This window comes from Dichotomicrobium thermohalophilum (assembly GCF_003550175.1).
Classification (GTDB): Bacteria; Pseudomonadota; Alphaproteobacteria; order Rhizobiales; family Rhodomicrobiaceae; genus Dichotomicrobium; species Dichotomicrobium thermohalophilum.
This window is the reverse complement of sequence record NZ_QXDF01000002.1, coordinates 134,228-148,564: the sequence shown is the minus strand read 5'-3', so window position 1 is coordinate 148,564 and position 14,337 is coordinate 134,228. Positions and strand designations below refer to the sequence as shown.

At 64.1% G+C, this 14,337-nt stretch carries 14 protein-coding genes; 7 read left to right on the top strand and 7 right to left on the bottom strand.

Going from position 1 to position 14,337, the window contains the following annotated elements; genetic code table 11:
• Positions 1-200: 200 nt before the first annotated feature.
• Positions 201-395 carry a hypothetical protein gene (locus BXY53_RS10700; RefSeq protein WP_119061987.1) on the top strand — a complete coding sequence of 65 codons (195 nt, stop codon included), beginning with the start codon at positions 201-203 and terminating at the stop codon, positions 393-395.
• A 518-nt stretch (positions 396-913) separates the two neighbouring features.
• Positions 914-1,339 (top strand): L,D-transpeptidase, encoded by a 426-nt coding sequence (locus BXY53_RS10695; protein ID WP_210209222.1) that lies wholly within the window; start codon positions 914-916, stop codon positions 1,337-1,339.
• On the opposite strand, the gene BXY53_RS10690 is transcribed toward BXY53_RS10695, so the two are convergent.
• Both BXY53_RS10690 and BXY53_RS10685 read right to left on the bottom strand, forming a co-directional pair.
• Complete coding sequence (locus tag BXY53_RS10690; protein WP_119061986.1) at positions 1,326-2,348, bottom strand: YcjF family protein; 1,023 nt, start codon at positions 2,346-2,348, stop codon at positions 1,326-1,328. The two genes, BXY53_RS10695 and BXY53_RS10690, sit on opposite strands and share 14 nt — an antisense overlap.
• The gene (locus BXY53_RS10685) at positions 2,345-3,811 is read right to left on the bottom strand and encodes a YcjX family GTP-binding protein (RefSeq protein ID WP_119061985.1); all 1,467 of its coding nucleotides are present in this window, start codon (positions 3,809-3,811) and stop codon (positions 2,345-2,347) included. The genes BXY53_RS10690 and BXY53_RS10685 overlap by 4 nt, the downstream gene beginning before the upstream one ends.
• Positions 3,812-3,932: 121 nt before the next feature.
• Between BXY53_RS10685 and BXY53_RS10680 the strand changes: the two genes are divergently transcribed.
• Both BXY53_RS10680 and dksA read left to right on the top strand, forming a co-directional pair.
• Entirely contained in the window at positions 3,933-4,883 is a 951-nt protein-coding gene (locus BXY53_RS10680; RefSeq protein ID WP_119061984.1) for a flagellar hook protein FlgE, read from the top strand.
• Between the two features lie 298 nt (positions 4,884-5,181).
• Positions 5,182-5,598 (top strand): RNA polymerase-binding protein DksA, encoded by a 417-nt coding sequence (gene dksA / locus BXY53_RS10675; RefSeq protein ID WP_119061983.1) that lies wholly within the window; start codon positions 5,182-5,184, stop codon positions 5,596-5,598.
• Between the two features lie 135 nt (positions 5,599-5,733).
• Here the strand turns inward: dksA and proX are convergent, their stop codons facing one another.
• From proX to BXY53_RS10655, 4 genes are all read right to left on the bottom strand, one after another.
• Positions 5,734-6,753, bottom strand: coding sequence for a glycine betaine/L-proline ABC transporter substrate-binding protein ProX (gene proX, locus BXY53_RS10670; protein WP_119061982.1), 1,020 nt, complete (start codon positions 6,751-6,753; stop codon positions 5,734-5,736).
• A gap of 115 nt (positions 6,754-6,868) precedes the next feature.
• Positions 6,869-7,870 carry an ABC transporter permease gene (locus BXY53_RS10665; RefSeq protein WP_245410443.1) on the bottom strand — a complete coding sequence of 334 codons (1,002 nt, stop codon included), beginning with the start codon at positions 7,868-7,870 and terminating at the stop codon, positions 6,869-6,871.
• Positions 7,870-9,135, bottom strand: coding sequence for a quaternary amine ABC transporter ATP-binding protein (locus BXY53_RS10660; protein WP_119061981.1), 1,266 nt, complete (start codon positions 9,133-9,135; stop codon positions 7,870-7,872). Before BXY53_RS10660 ends, BXY53_RS10665 begins: the two co-directional genes overlap by 1 nt.
• Before the next feature lie 578 nt (positions 9,136-9,713).
• The gene (locus BXY53_RS10655; protein ID WP_119061980.1) at positions 9,714-11,237 is read right to left on the bottom strand and encodes a sensor histidine kinase; all 1,524 of its coding nucleotides are present in this window, start codon (positions 11,235-11,237) and stop codon (positions 9,714-9,716) included.
• A 255-nt stretch (positions 11,238-11,492) separates the two neighbouring features.
• Here BXY53_RS10655 and BXY53_RS10650 point away from each other — a divergent pair, with 255 nt between their 5' ends.
• The 3 genes from BXY53_RS10650 to BXY53_RS10640 are packed head-to-tail and all read left to right on the top strand — an operon-like array spanning position 11,493 to position 13,483.
• The gene (locus tag BXY53_RS10650) at positions 11,493-12,113 is read left to right on the top strand and encodes a glutathione S-transferase family protein (protein WP_119061979.1); all 621 of its coding nucleotides are present in this window, start codon (positions 11,493-11,495) and stop codon (positions 12,111-12,113) included.
• Positions 12,114-12,116: 3 nt separating this feature from the next.
• Entirely contained in the window at positions 12,117-12,860 is a 744-nt protein-coding gene (locus BXY53_RS10645; RefSeq protein ID WP_119061978.1) for an MBL fold metallo-hydrolase, read from the top strand.
• An 8-nt stretch (positions 12,861-12,868) separates the two neighbouring features.
• On the top strand, positions 12,869-13,483 hold the full coding sequence (locus tag BXY53_RS10640; protein ID WP_119061977.1) for a uracil-DNA glycosylase family protein: 615 nt from the start codon (positions 12,869-12,871) through the stop codon (positions 13,481-13,483).
• On the opposite strand, the gene BXY53_RS10635 is transcribed toward BXY53_RS10640, so the two are convergent.
• Complete coding sequence (locus tag BXY53_RS10635; protein ID WP_119061976.1) at positions 13,480-14,217, bottom strand: uracil-DNA glycosylase; 738 nt, start codon at positions 14,215-14,217, stop codon at positions 13,480-13,482. The genes BXY53_RS10640 and BXY53_RS10635 overlap by 4 nt on opposite strands.
• Positions 14,218-14,337: the final 120 nt, after the last annotated feature.

The following is a 14,337-nucleotide window of genomic DNA, read 5'->3' as shown; positions in this document are numbered from 1 at the left end:
AGCGCGCCGTTCTCCCCAACAACGCAGTGTCGCATCGGGGCCGCAGTGTGGCTGTGTGGTGTTTGCACGTGTCAAGATATTTTCTCGCCTCGGCCTTTTTTTCGTCACACGCGCGGGACACAAATATCACAACAGACAGCGCAGCAACCGAATACACGACCAAGCAAGGCGCGAAACAGCAGCGGAACGGGTCGAGCGAGATGCCTGATTACGGTGAAATTCTGCGGTTCCTGGCACAGACGCCGCCCCAGACGAATGCAGAGCGGCAGATGCACGCCTCGCTGCTGGAACTGATTGCAGAGTGCCTGCGCTCAGACGATCCCGAGGCGTTGCAGGAAGCGCGCCAGGTGCGCGACCGCTTCCCGGATCCCTCGATGGCTTTGCGGCTCTCCTGAGAGTCGCCACGGGTCGCGTAAGCGTTGCGTCGGCGTAAGCGTTGCGTTGCCCGCGTGTTAAAGTTGCGTGAAGTGCGAGTGGCGTCAAAGGCCTTTATCCGAGACGCCGAGCAGGTTTGCGGCGCAGGGAGGCAGCGGTGAGTGGCCGTTCTGCTTCCGACTGACCGGCAACGGCCAAGCGTCTCTGGCCAATACAAAGCCAGGCTGGTTCAGGCGAAAAGCCGCGGATCGGCCTGGCGACTATAACAACTGCGTATCCCTGCCGCGCGTTTTTGCGGCTCCCGCGTGCCCCTGATAGCGCCGTGCGCAAGTTCGCCCCTCACTTGTGCACGGCGCGCCCAGAACACCGAGTTGAGAGACGGAGCCACCGTGCCCGTCATACCCCGCCCCCCGCTCGGGCTCCGTCTCTCGCCCTTCTCTCCACCATATTCCCGAAACTTTGCCGGTTCTCCCGCGTTATTCGGCCAGGCATTCCGTGTTATCCTTTGGCACAGTTCTGACGGGTTCGGGAGGCTAGTATGTTTCGCGTCCTCACGGTGCTTGTCACCGCTTTGACGCTTGTCCTGATGGTTGCGCCGGCCTCCGCCGGTATTGTTGCCCGCATCGACCTCAGCGCCCAGCAGATGAATGTTTACGTGGATGGCCGCCTGCGCCACTCGTGGCCAGTCTCCACCGGGCGGGGGCGCTACCGCACGCCGCGCGGCACATTCCGCCCGACGGTCATGCGGCGGATGCACTATTCCAGCCGCTACAACAATTCGCCGATGCCCTATTCAATCTTCTTCCATCGCGGCTATGCGATCCACGGCACGCATGAGGTCAGCCGGCTTGGGCGGCGCGCCTCCCATGGCTGCGTCAGGCTGCATCCGCGCGCGGCACGCACGCTGTTTTACCTTGTCCGAAGGCACGGCCCAGGCCGGACCCGCATCGTCATCCGGCGTTAGACGGCTCGGTGCGCGCGGCGCGGCGCTCGCGGCGGATAAGATCAGCGATGAGCGCGCGCAAACGCGGCGGCGGCGCTTCGATATAGGGCAGCGGGCGGCACTGCGACAGCGTGGCAATCCCGATCCGCGCGGTGAAGGCGCCGTTCACGATCCCCTCGCCCAGCCGGGCCGAGAGCCGCGCCGTCAAGCCGTGGCCGACGACCTGCTGCACGACATCGTCGCCCATGGCCACACCGCCCGTTACGGCCAGATGGGCGATCACCATGCGCGCTAGCCGCATCAAACCGAGAAAGCCGGGCCGGCCACCGTAGAGCGTTGCCAGCCGGCGCATCAACCGCAGGTTCTCGTAGGCTGCAAAACCGACATCGACGAGCGCCGACGGGCTGATCGCCGTGATGACGGAGACTCGCCGGGCGGATGCAGCAATCATGGCGCTGGCCCGCTGATCGAGCGGCTGGAGCAGCTCGCGCTCAGCCAGCACCATTATCCCGCGCGGGGCTATGACATCGCCGCGATGCTCGCGGAAGCGGCGGAGCTGCCACGCGGTATCCGATCGGTCATCAAGCAGCCGCTCAAGGCCGCTGACGACGCCCCGGACCGTCTTCAGCCGGCGTCGCTCCGGCTCTGCGGCGTCCTCCGCCGCGGCCAGTGCGCTTTCGGCCTTCGCGCGCAGCCGCGTGACGCGCCCCAGACGCATCAGCCCGGCAATCTCGGCAATGAGCAGCATCAATGCTGAAAAACCCGCGAGGATCGCCAGACCGAGCGCCAGCCAGCCCAACCAGCCGCCCCTGACGAACAGCGCTGACACGGTCTGCGTCGCCCAGGAGGTCAGCGCCAGCACCACCAGGCCGCCCAGCGCGGACAACAGCAGCGCGCCCCAGCGCCACCCGCGCTTCGGAGCCGGTTCGGGCGCGTGCAGTTCGGCCTCTGGATCCTGCTCAGGCGGCGCGCTCACGCGAATCGCGGGGTCGTCGGCGCTGAACACGGCGGGCTTGCGCGGCTTGCTCATGCGATGCGGTCTCCGATCAGGAAGTTGAGCGCGCGGTCCAGCCGGATATGCGGCAGCGGCGGGAGTTCGCCAAGGGCGCCTCGCTGCAGTTTCGGCGGGCGGAAGCGAACGAAAGCGAATTCGCCACCAGACGCATCCGTGAGGGTGAAGTCCGGCGCGAGCGCGGCGGCCGGGTCCGCCGGCAAGTCGCCGGGGAAGATCGCCGCCTCGCGCGTGCCGTCGAAGCTCTCGCCGCCGACCTGCTCGCCTGCGCGGGGGCAGCCCACCACCGTTGGCAGCGGCTCGCCTCCCTGGCGCACCTCCGCCTCCCGCGTCGCGCGCACCGCCGCCAGCGCCACCGCATCGACGTCCGCCCCCGCGCCTTCCGCCCGTCCGGACGCCGCGCGCACCATGTGCCGCAGGATCGCCTCCAGCCGGTCGTGGCTTTCACTGTGAACATGATCGGCCTTGGTCGCGGCGAACAGTACCCGGTCGATCCGTCGGCCCAGCACCAGCTCCAGCCAGCTCTTGGCACCCGGATTGAAGCATTCGAGAATGCGTGCCAGCGCCCGCTCCACCTCGGCCATTGCCTGCGCCCCGTTCGCCAGCGCGGACAGCACGTCGACCAGCACGATCTGCCGGTCCAGCCGCGCAAAGTGGTCGCGGAAGAAGGGACGTACCACCGCGGATTTGTAGGACTCGAAGCGCCGGTCCATCATCGCCCAAAGCGTGCCGCGCCCCGGCTTTTGGCCCTCCGGCGGCGGCAAGGGACAGAATGTAACGGCAGGCGTCCCCTCGAACTGGCCGGGCAGCAGGAAGCGCCCCGGCGTTGCCACCAGCCCGAGCGCGGCATCCCGGCTTGCACGCAGATAGTCGGTGAAGAGTTGCGCGCCCTCCCGCGCCTGCGCCTCCTCCTGCGCGCCGGATGGATCAACCTCGCGCAGAAACCGTCGAAACGGCGCGGCCGCCTGAGCCCGCTCGGGCCGCTCGGCCATCTCCAGCGCGAGGCGCGACCACGTCTCATAGCTCATGTCCAGAAGCGCCAAATCGAGCAGCCACTCGCCCGGATAGTCGACGATGTCGATGTGCAACCGCGCCGGGCCAAGCTGCCGCCGCCAGAACGCTTCCGGCTCGTATTCGATCGTCAGGCGCAGTTCGCTGATATGCCGCGTGCTCTCCGGCCAGTCTCGGTCCGCGCCGGTCATGGCGGCCAGGTGGTCCTCATAAGCAAAGCGGGGTACGTCGTCGTCCGGCTGCGGCTCCAGGTACACGCGCACGATCCGGCCCTGCGCCATCGGATCGAAAAACGGCAGGCGCCCGCCATGCAGCAGGTTGTGCACAATTGAGGTGATGAACACCGTCTTGCCCGCGCGCGCCAGCCCCGTCACACCGAGACGCACGGTCGGCCGTATGAGGTCGCTGGCCAACGCGCCGGCGTTGCGCAGCGCATCAGTCGGTTTGCCGGTGAAATCGGTGAGGCTCATGCACGGCAATCCGCTGGCCGGGGTGAGTCATGCGTTGTCAATTCGTTAATCACTTTCGTGTCAAATTGAAATTTGCCGCCTTGGGTAGCGCACGGCACCGGAGATTGTCGGGAGTAGCGACATGTGGGCCTATCGCCTGTTCAGCACCGCGATGAGCCAGATCGGCAAGCCGATCTCACGGCTTGAGGATATTGCGCGCTATCTCCAGCCCGATGCGCCTTCCGCCCCCTGGACCGCACAGCCGCCGCGCGAGGAAGCTCCGGCGCCGCGACCGGTTTACGCCGGCGCGCCGGTCGCCATGGAGGACGATCAACTCATCTTCGATACCACGCCGCGCTTGACAAGCCAGCTTGATTTCGTGCCCGACCGCCTCGGCTATCTGGTCAATGACGAGGGCCTGGTGCTGATGGGTCGGGCGGACGATAGCGACGGGCCGGCGCAGGGGCTGCGCCTAACACCGATCCGCCTGGAGGAAGGCCCCGTCATGCCGGCGCGCGGCACAAGCACGATCCGCTACAAGGCGAACCTGCCCAGCAACCCGGCGACACAGCCGGGCGAAGAATTGGACACCGCGCCCGACACGCTCGCGCAACAGGCGCTGGCTGGCGGCGAGATCCGCATTTTCGACAGTCGCGGGCGCGCCGTCACAGTCCGGCTACGCTGGGCGAAAATCGGGGCGGATCGCTGGCGGCTGCTTTACCGCGTCATGAGCGATGCGCTCACGACGCCGGCGGCTGCCCGCGGGTGGCAGGCCGTGGATCAGGACTTCGCCTTCGATGCGCGCGGGCGACTGGCTGACCACGTCCCCGTGATGCTGGATCTCGGGCGCGGACTTGATCCAGTGAGCTTCGAATTCGGTCGCTGTGGCCTGACGCAATTCCCGGACAGCACAGGACTGATCAAGGTGCTCGCCTGTTCACAGAACGGCTGGCCGCAGGCCGCCCTGCGGGAGGTGGCGTTACGCGAAGACGGCCGGGTTCTGGGCTGTTTCGATAACGGTCGGGTCGGTCTTCTGGGCGTCGCTGCCTTTGCCGACAGCGGTCCGCGCGAGGACATGCGCTGGGCAGCGTGATGCGGTTCGGCGCAGGAAGCTGACCTGCCTTCCGCTTGAACCGCCCCCCTTTCCCAAGACTTGACACCCTACGGCATAACGGTACATAGACAGCGGAAATCTGTGGCATCGGTCCCACACAAAGACCGCTTCGTTTTGGGCAGATGAGAAGCGTCGGACGCCGGCGAGCAGAGGGAGAGCCTCCCCAGGGCTGGATGAAGCCACGAACCGCCAGCTTCAAGCGACCGTGGATCGGCCCCGCGCCGGCCGAATTCGAAACGTGTGCGTTGAGACGCCAATCACTTTCAAAGAGGCATGCATGGGCGTGACGGACCTGCCGGACGATTATCGGCCGTCGGAAGACGAACCGTTTATGAACGACCGGCAGCGCGAATATTTCCGGAGGAAACTCCTCGACTGGAAAGACGAAATTTTGCGCTCAAGCCGTGAGACACTCGACAATCTTCAGGACTCCGAACAGCATCCCGACCTGACGGACCGCGCCTCCTCGGAAACCGACCGGGCGCTGGAACTGCGCGCGCGGGATCGGCAGCGCAAGCTAATCGCCAAGATCGACGCGGCGCTGGAGCGGATCGAGGACGGTACCTACGGCTATTGCGAAGAGACGGGCGAACCCATTGGCGTGAAGCGGCTTGATGCCCGGCCGATCGCGACGCTGAGCGTCGAGGCGCAGGAGCGGCACGAGAAGCGCGAGAAGATCTATCGCGACGAATAGGCGCCTTACGACCGAAAAATATCGAAAGAAATAAAAAGGGCGCGGTGATCGCGCCCTTTCTTTTGCGGTGCAGGGCCATCCCTTACCGCTGCGGCGAAGGCCGGGGACGGTCTCCGACCGCCCCCGTTTTCACGATTACATCGCGGCTTCGCGCGCCTTCTTCATCCAGCCGTCGACCAGGTCCGAGTTGTTCTCGATCCACTCGGACGCGTGGCGCTGGATGTCTTCCGGGGAATCCTCGCCCTGGTTCATCTTCGCGTTCTGAGCGAAGATGTCATCGAGCGGGATGCGGGCTTCTTCCAGCAGGGTCTTTACGGCCGGGTTGTTGTTCAGGAACTCGTCGTTGGCGACCGGACGGATGTCGTTGGCCTTCCAACCGAGAGCGCAGGGATCATTCACACAGCCCTCGACACCGGCAACCGTGGTTTCCTCGGTCGCGTTCGGCATCTCGATCCAGACGACGTCCTTGCCCGGCTGAAGAATGCCGACCGTCCAGTTCGGCGTCCAGGTGTAGAACAGGATCGGATCACCCTGCCTGAAGCGGCCGAGCGCGTCCGCCATCGAGGATGAATAGCCGGCCTTGATCGGGTTGATGTGATCGCGAAGCTCGAGTTCGTCGAGGTCATTGGCGATCTTCTTCTCGCAACCCCAGCCCGGCGGGCAGGCAACCAGGTCCGCCTTGCCGTCGCCATTGGCGTCGAAGGCTTCCTTAATCTCGGGCTTGGTGAAGTCCATGATGTTGGTGATGCCGTACTCTTCGGCCGACTTCTTGTCCACGAGATAGCCCTGAAGCGCGCCGCCCTTGGCAACGTAACCGATGATCGAGGCGCCTTCCTCGAAGGCATCACGATAGGTGTCGTGCAGCGGGAACCAGCCGTTCACCCACAGGTCGATGTCGCCCTGGCCGACAGCCTGGTAAAATGGTGGGTTGTCAAGCGTACGCACCTGGCCGACGTCATAACCGAGCTTCTCGAAAAGCTGCTTGTAAATCTCGGCCTGGAACCAGCCGGTGTCCCAGGTGGCACGGGCCATCGAAACCGACTTGCCTTCACCCGGCTCCTGGGCAGCGACGTCACTCGTAATGGCGGTCGACGTGATCGCGAACGCCGCCGCGGCGCCGAGAGCAAGCCGCGACAAGAACTTAACAGCGTTCATGCTAACTCCTCCTCTGTTCAAATCTGCTTCTGCAATAAAGAACGGCGTGGCAACCATTTGCGGCCGTCCACGTCGTTTAACGAACCCTGCGGCCCGCTCGCCGCAGGATGCCGCGTTATTCCGCGGCTGAAGAGGCCGCCTTCCCTTCCCGTTCTTCGGAAGAGGACTCGCGGCCCTGACCTGTCAGCATTCGCAGGATGCCCTTAAAGGTCCATCCGGGCTGTTTTTCCTCGCCCTGCGTGCCAAGCGCCTGCGTAATCCGGTCAAGCACGATGGCCAGCAGCACGATGCCGAGACCGCCCAGGAAGGCCTGGCCGACGTCCAGGCGTCCAAGACCCGTGTAGACGGTCAGGCCCAGTCCGCCCGCGCCGATCAAGGCAGCGATAACGGCCATCGACAGCGCCAGCATGAGTGTCTGGTTGAGACCCGCCATGATGGTGCGTAGCGCCAACGGAATCTGGATTTCCCAGAGAACCTGGCGCGGCGTTGATCCGAAGGCGTAGCCCGCCTCCACGAGCTCACCCTGCACTTGTCGAATCCCAAGATTGGTAAGACGCACGATTGGCGGCAGCGCGAAGATGATCGTCGCGATAACCCCCGGCACAAGCCCGACGCCGAACAGCATGACGATCGGCACCAGATAAACGAAGGGCGGTATCGTCTGCATGATGTCGAGCACGGGGCGGATGCCCGATGCGAACCGGTCGCTCGCGGCGGCGGAAATCCCCAACGGAATGCCGATCACGGCGCAGAACACCACCGCTGTCAGGATCATTGCCAGCGTGGTCATCGTCTCGCTCCAGACGCCCACAGCGTCGAGCACCAGGAACGAAATGATCGTGAAGATGGCCACGCCGCGGCCTGCCAGCCGCCATGCCAGGAGCGCCACGAGGACGGTAAACACGATGAAAGGCGTGGCCTGCAGCAGTCCGTCAAGACCGTTCAGCACCTTCTCGACCGGCCATTTGACCGCCTGGAAAGCCGGGCGGAAATTGTCGACCAGCCAGTCGACGCCACTGTCCACCCAATCATCCATGGGGACGCGGAAATAGTTCGAAGGACGCAACACTTCCATGCTGGCCGTCACCTGCGCGTAAGTCGCATTGGTATCAGACATCAGGCCGTCTCCTGCGCAACGGGCTGGGAAGCCGCCTCCAAGTCATCGGGGCGCTCGCCCGGACGGCCGCCCGGCTGAACCGCATCCTCCTCGGTGGGCGGCTCGAGATGCTGGAAGACATTCATCGGATCGACCACGCCGCGCAACTTGCCCTCGCGGTCGACCACGGCGAACAGCTTGTGATCCCCAAGCCGGTCGAAGCTTTCACAAATGTAGCTCGAGCGGCGCACCTTGGCGAAATGCCGATCCATCAGGCTGCGGGCCGTCGCGCCCTCCTCGGCTTCGCCGATCCTGTCGCGGTCGACCAGACCAACCGGCTTGTTCTTGTCATCGACCACGAACATGCCCTTCAGATTCTCGTTCGCTTCAAAGCGCCGCGTGACCTCGTCCAGCGGCTCCTCGCCCGTCAGCGTCTCGGCCTCGTCCCGGATGCTGCCGAAGGTGAGCACCCGGCTACGGTCGACATCGCGCGTAAACTCGAAGACGTAGTCGTCGGCCGGGTCCATCACGATTTGCTGCGGCGTGCCGACCTGCACGAATCGGCCGTCCTTCATGATGGCGATCTGGTCGCCGAGCTTCAGGGCCTCCTGCAGGTCGTGCGTGATGAAAACGATCGTGCTGCCCAAACGTTCCTGAATTTCGATCAATTCGTCCTGGGTGTCGCGGCGAATGAGTGGGTCGAGCGCGGAAAACGGCTCGTCCATCAGCAGCACTTCCGGCGAAACCGCCAGCGCCCGCGCAAGGCCGACGCGCTGTTGCATGCCACCGCTGAGGTTTTTCGGATAGGAGTCTGCCCAGGCATCCAGTCCGACCGATTTCAGCGCCGCGACCGCCTGCTCTCGACGCTCGGAGACATCGGTGTTGCGCGCCTTGAGGCCATAGGCGGCGTTCTCCCACACACTCATGTGGGGGAACAGCGCGAAATGCTGAAACACCATCGCCATCCGCTTTAGCCGGACCTGGCGAAGTTCCTCCTCGTTAGCGGCGGTGATGTCGAAATCATCAATGTAGATCTTGCCGGCGGTGGGTTCGAACAAGCGGTTCAGGCAACGGATCAGCGTCGACTTGCCCGAACCGGACAAGCCCATGACCACGAAGATCTGGCCCTCGGGCACCTTGAAGGAGACATCGTTGACGGCAACCACGCTCTTTGTTTCGCGGAAGACCTCGTCCTTGCTAGCGCCCTGCTGGGACATCTCCAGCGCTCTGTCCGGCTCAGGGCCGAAAATCTTATAGACGTTTTCTGCGGTGAGTTTATAGCTCATGCGTTTCGCTATTTGGTCGTTGGTGATGTGACAATAACAGCATCAGGGAGCAGCCAGCGGCCGAGCCAGATGCGCCATCCAGCGGCGCGATTGCGTCATATCAGGACAGATGATGTTGCTCAGCCCGCGGTTGAAGCCGTTGAAGCAGTAGGTGTGTGTGCATTCCGGCTCAGACGGTACACCGCTTCCCGCCGGCAGTCAAACCGACAAATTTGCGCAGCCCCAAATGCCGCGAAAAGACAAGCCGAGCACACCCGCCACCCCTAACAAGCAAAGCCGAGAATCAACCTCTGCGGTCAATCAGGACGGTTTGCAGTTTAATGGCGCAATCGGCTGGCAGCGCGCCTTCAAGCGTCTCGTTATACAGAGACCCTTCGATGAATACTTCAAAAATCTCTGCGAATACGATGAGCGTTCAATCCCTCCGACCGCGGGCCATCGCGCCGCTCCTGGAGGTATCCGCAAGCTTTCAGCATAGCGGAAAGCTCGGCTCCCGCAATGACAAAACACGGGTCTGGCAAGCTTGCGGAGGTCATTTACACGTGCGGATGGTAAAGAATAACTTGCGAGCTGCAGGATCAGGCGGCGTTTTCCTTGCTTAGCCGGCTGTCTTCGCCGCTTTCCAGCGCCTCACTATTTGAGCGGCCAATGAGCCGTTTCCAGCTGAAAATGACGATGGCGGTGGTACCCTGCCCTTCACGCGTTTCCAGTTCGAGCCGACCATCGTGCAACTCCGCCAAGCCTTTGACGATCGGCAGACCAAGGCCGCTGCCGCCCTCCGCGTTCTCGCGCGCAAAGGCGCCCTGGCCAAAGGAGCGCAGGACCAGCGGCACCTCGTGCTCGGGAATGCCAGGGCCGTCGTCCGATACGCTCAGGAACGGCTCGCCCCCCTCGTTGACGCTGCAGCGTAGCGTGACGGTCCCGCCGCGCGGCGTGAACTTGATCGCGTTCGACAACAGATTCAAGCAGATCTGGCGCACGGCGCGCTCGTCAGCCCAGATCGCCTCGGGCATCCCATCGTAGTCCTCGACGAAGTCGATGCCTTTCTCCTCTGCGCGCATGATCATCAGCCGCCGGCAATCCTCCATAACCTCCGCCAGTGGCACGCGGCTTTCATTCAGTTCGTAGCGCCCGGCCTCGATGCGCGAAAGGTCGAGGATCTCGTTGATCAGGTGCAGCAGATGCTGCCCGCTGTCGTAGATGTCGGCGGCGTAATTCCGATAGGTGGGGGTTGTGTGCGGGCCGAGCACTTCGTCCTTCATGACCTCGGAAAAGCCGAGGATGGCGTTGAGCGGCGTGCGCAGTTCATGGCTCATCGTGGCGAGAAAGCGTGATTTCGCCATGCTGGCATTCTCCGCGCGCCGCCGCGCTTCTTCGGAAACGGCCCTCGATTGCTCCAGTTCGGCGATGAGCGCATCCTTCTGCGCGCGGTACGACAGCATGTCGAGCAGGGTAGCATTCAGTCCGCGCGCCAGAAGGATGAAGTAGACGTGGATGGCCGTGGCCACGATTGCTAATGAAAAGTAGAACATCTCGCCCATGAGCGCGGAGCGCAGGACAAGCGCAGCCGTCAACGGTATCGTGCCGGGATAGAGTAGCGGCATGACCGTCGAGGCGAAGATCATCCGGCTGGCGACGACGATGACGAACGCCGCGAAGATGAGGAAATAGGCCGCCTGGTGATGGCTGGTAATGTCGACAAAGGCGAGCCCCGCCCAGGTCATGCCGTACAGGAATTCAGCGGCCCAGAGCTTCCCGCGCCAAGCGTCAGCATCGGCCGGCCCGTTTTCAAGTTGCCGGCACAGCGCCAGGACGATGCCTTTCGCCATGAGCACGGCGGCCAGCCAAAGGCCGAGTTGTTCGATCGGCGCCCAGTTCACGAGCGCAAGACACACCACCAGCGCCAGGAGGGGCATCGCCGGCCAGGCCGACAACTCGTTGGCTGCGAACATCCGCAGCCGCTCATACTCGAAGCTGGGCCCAGTCGCGGCCGCGTCCCGGTCAACGGCGTTGCGGTGGTCGTCGTTTTCCCGGAGCAAAACTCTTGGAACCGGGCGACCGTCCCCGTCGAAGGTCGCCTCGGCGGCGTGGTCCACACTCATGATGTTGCAATGCCGGTTGGCGCGGCGCGAAGCCGCTCATTTTCTGCAGGCCCGGGACGATAATCGCGGCCACTGACCGGATGAAGGCACCGAGCCGAATTGGTACAGTTTTCAGTGAGAATGCCTAATAGACGGTTTACGTGTGGGGTCGAATTGCACAATCTCCGGCTGTCGCCGCGTCAAATTGCGTCATTCTGACGCAAATGCGGCCTGGGGCGGAGATGAGTGCGCCGGCAGACAGCGAGGTCATTGCGCATGAAAATCATCGAGGCGCGGGGCGCACCGAATCCCCGGCGGGTCCGCATTTTCGCCGCTGAGAAGGGGCTGGACATCCCCTGTGAGGGCATCGACCTGATGGCCGGCGAACACAGGAGTGACTGGTTCGAGAAACTGAATCCCTATGGCGGCGTGCCCGTGCTGGTCCTTGATGACGGCGAAGCGCTGAGCGAGACGGTCGCCATTTGCCGCTATCTGGAGGCGCTGACGCCTGAGCCCGCGCTGTTCGGACGGGAACCGCTTGAGGCCGCGCGAATCGAGATGTGGAACCGGCGCATGGAGTTCAGCCTGTTCTGGCCTGTCGCCAATGTGTTTCGTCACACCAATCCGCGCATGGCCGCCCTCGAATCACCGCAAATCCCGGAATGGGCCGATGTGAATCGTGAGCGCGCTGGCCGGGGCTTGCGTTTGTTGAATGACCAGCTCGTGCAGAGCGACTATGTAGCAGGCGGTACATTCACGATTGCCGACATAACTGCCTTCGTGGCGGTCGGCTTCATGAAGCCGGCGCGGATGGCGCTGCCCGAGGGGCTGGGTCATCTCGCGCGGTGGTACGACGCGGTCAAAGCGCGCGAAAGCGTAGCGCAAGCAGGAATCTAGCGCATGAAACTGACGATCACCGGCAGCGGCGATGCCTTCGGGTCGGGCGGCCGACTCAACACCTGCTTCCATGTTCAAAGCGGCGAAACAGGCTTCCTGATCGACTGCGGCGCGTCGGCGCTCATCTCGCTCAAAAAGGCAGGGCTGAGCACGAACGACGTCGACACCGTCTTCATCACCCATTTGCATGGCGACCACTTCGGCGGGCTGCCGTTCTTCCTCATCGACGCGATGTTCATGGCCAAGCGGACCAAGCCGCTCACGCTGGTCGGCCCGGCGGAGTTGGAGGCGCGGTTTCATATCGCCTGTGAGGCGATGTTCCCGCTGGCCACCGAGAACCAGCGCGATTTCGAGATGACCTTTGTGCCGCTGCACGCGGGCGAAACGACCAGGGTCGGGGCGGTGAGCGTCACCCCGTTCGAGGTCAAACATTACTCCGGCGCTCCGTCCTACGCGCTGCGCTTCACCTTGGAGAATAAGGTGCTGGCCTACACGGGCGACACAGGCTGGGTCGATTCCGTGGTCGAGGCCGGGCGCGACGCCGACCTCTACATTATGGAATGCTTCCAATACGACAAGCGGCTGGATATGCATCTCGATTATCTCACCATTCACCACCGCCTTGACGACATTGGCGCGAAGCGGGTGCTGCTGACTCACATGAGCGATGCCATGCTGGCGGAACAGCACGAGGTGACAGACGCACGTTGCTCGCTTGCTGAGGACGGCATGGTGATCGAGGTTTGAGCGCGCCGATGACCGACCGGCTGGAGGCGCTGGTCAAGCGAATCCGCGCCTGCCGCGTCTGCGTCGAAGAGCCGATCGGAGAACCGCTCCCGCATGAGCCGCGACCCGTCCTGAGCGTCAGTTCCACCGCCCGGCTTTGCGTTTGCGGGCAGGCGCCGGGGACGCGCGTGCATGAAACCGGCATTCCGTTCAACGACCCTTCCGGCGACCGGCTGCGCCACTGGATGGGCGTCACGCGAGAAGAGTTCTACGATGAAAGCCGGGTCGCCATCGTGCCAATGGGCTTCTGCTTCCCCGGGACGAACGGCAAGGGCGGTGATCTGCCGCCGCGCAAGGAGTGCCCGCCAACCTGGCGAGCGGAGCTGTTCAAGGCCCTGCCCCGGTTCGAGTTGATCCTGCTGATCGGCCAATACGCACAGAAATGGCATCTGGGCAGTGAAGCCCGCCCGACGCTGACCGAGACGGTCGCCGACTGGCGCCATTACGCCGAGCGGCACGAACGGCCGCGCCATCTTCCGCTGCCGCACCCGTCTTGGCGCAATACGGCCTGGCTGAAGCGCAATCCTTGGTTCGAGGACGAGGTCGTGCCCTACCTGCGCGCCGAGGTCCGCAGACTTCTCTAGCCGCTGGTATCCAGCGCATCGCGGATCATCAGCAGGTCACGCCAGGCCAGCCGCTTGCCGAGGGGATTGCGCAGCAGATAAGCCGGATGCAGCGTGGCGATGGCGCGGCACGCATGTCCGCCAATCGTGACGTCGCGCCACTTGCCGCGCAGCTTCATGATGCCGTCGGTCGCGCCAAGTATGTGCTTCGCCGCCGCGCCCCCGAGGAGCACCATGATTTCTGGCGCGACCAGCTCGACCTGCCGCGTCAGGAACGGGCGGCAAGCCTCGACCTCCTGCGGCGAAGGGTTGCGGTTGCCCGGCGGCCGCCAATAGACAACGTTCGTGATATACGCGTTGTCCGCAGTCAGGTCGATCGCCCGTAGCATCCGGTCGAGAAGCTGGCCGGCGCGGCCGACGAAGGGCAGACCCTGCAGGTCCTCGTCGCGGCCCGGCGCTTCGCCGATGAGCATGACGCGGGCATCGGGGTTGCCGCGCGCAAAGCAGAGCGACTTGGCCGTGCGTTTCAGGCCGCAGCCCTCGAATGCGGCGACTTCGGCGCGCAGCGCCTCCAGCGTGTCGATATGCGCGAGTTTGCCGCCGGCGCTTTGGGTGGGCGTCTGCATTGGCCGAGGCATCTCGAACCGCGCCTTGGCCCAATCCAGCGGGGTCTCGGCTACGGCGTCGTCCACGCCCATGGCCTGATACCACTCAAGCATCGCGCGGACCTTGTCCGTGTGGGAGATGTCGGCCATCGGGTCTACCAATCCTGCGCCATGCCGCCCGCGCGCCAAGAGCAGGTCGCAAAGCGCCCTTCAACGCCCCCGGAGCGGTGATAATGTGCCGCGGAACGCGCGCGGGGCGCAAGCGGAGTT

Excerpts from the sequence above, each read along its gene's own strand:
- BXY53_RS10650 (WP_119061979.1), top strand. The coding sequence starts at position 11,493 with ATGAAAATCATCGAGGCGCGGGGCGCACCGAATCCCCGGCGGGTCCGC.
- BXY53_RS10665 (WP_245410443.1), bottom strand. The coding sequence starts at position 7,870 with ATGTCTGATACCAATGCGACTTACGCGCAGGTGACGGCCAGCATGGAA.
- proX (WP_119061982.1), bottom strand. The coding sequence starts at position 6,753 with ATGAACGCTGTTAAGTTCTTGTCGCGGCTTGCTCTCGGCGCCGCGGCG.
- BXY53_RS10655 (WP_119061980.1), bottom strand. The coding sequence starts at position 11,237 with ATGAGTGTGGACCACGCCGCCGAGGCGACCTTCGACGGGGACGGTCGC.
- dksA (WP_119061983.1), top strand. The coding sequence starts at position 5,182 with ATGGGCGTGACGGACCTGCCGGACGATTATCGGCCGTCGGAAGACGAA.
- BXY53_RS10685 (WP_119061985.1), bottom strand. The coding sequence starts at position 3,811 with ATGAGCCTCACCGATTTCACCGGCAAACCGACTGATGCGCTGCGCAAC.
- BXY53_RS10695 (WP_210209222.1), top strand. The coding sequence starts at position 914 with ATGTTTCGCGTCCTCACGGTGCTTGTCACCGCTTTGACGCTTGTCCTG.
- BXY53_RS10635 (WP_119061976.1), bottom strand. The coding sequence starts at position 14,217 with ATGGCCGACATCTCCCACACGGACAAGGTCCGCGCGATGCTTGAGTGG.
- BXY53_RS10700 (WP_119061987.1), top strand. The coding sequence starts at position 201 with ATGCCTGATTACGGTGAAATTCTGCGGTTCCTGGCACAGACGCCGCCC.
- BXY53_RS10645 (WP_119061978.1), top strand. The coding sequence starts at position 12,117 with ATGAAACTGACGATCACCGGCAGCGGCGATGCCTTCGGGTCGGGCGGC.
- BXY53_RS10690 (WP_119061986.1), bottom strand. The coding sequence starts at position 2,348 with ATGAGCAAGCCGCGCAAGCCCGCCGTGTTCAGCGCCGACGACCCCGCG.
- BXY53_RS10680 (WP_119061984.1), top strand. The coding sequence starts at position 3,933 with ATGTGGGCCTATCGCCTGTTCAGCACCGCGATGAGCCAGATCGGCAAG.
- BXY53_RS10660 (WP_119061981.1), bottom strand. The coding sequence starts at position 9,135 with ATGAGCTATAAACTCACCGCAGAAAACGTCTATAAGATTTTCGGCCCT.
- BXY53_RS10640 (WP_119061977.1), top strand. The coding sequence starts at position 12,869 with ATGACCGACCGGCTGGAGGCGCTGGTCAAGCGAATCCGCGCCTGCCGC.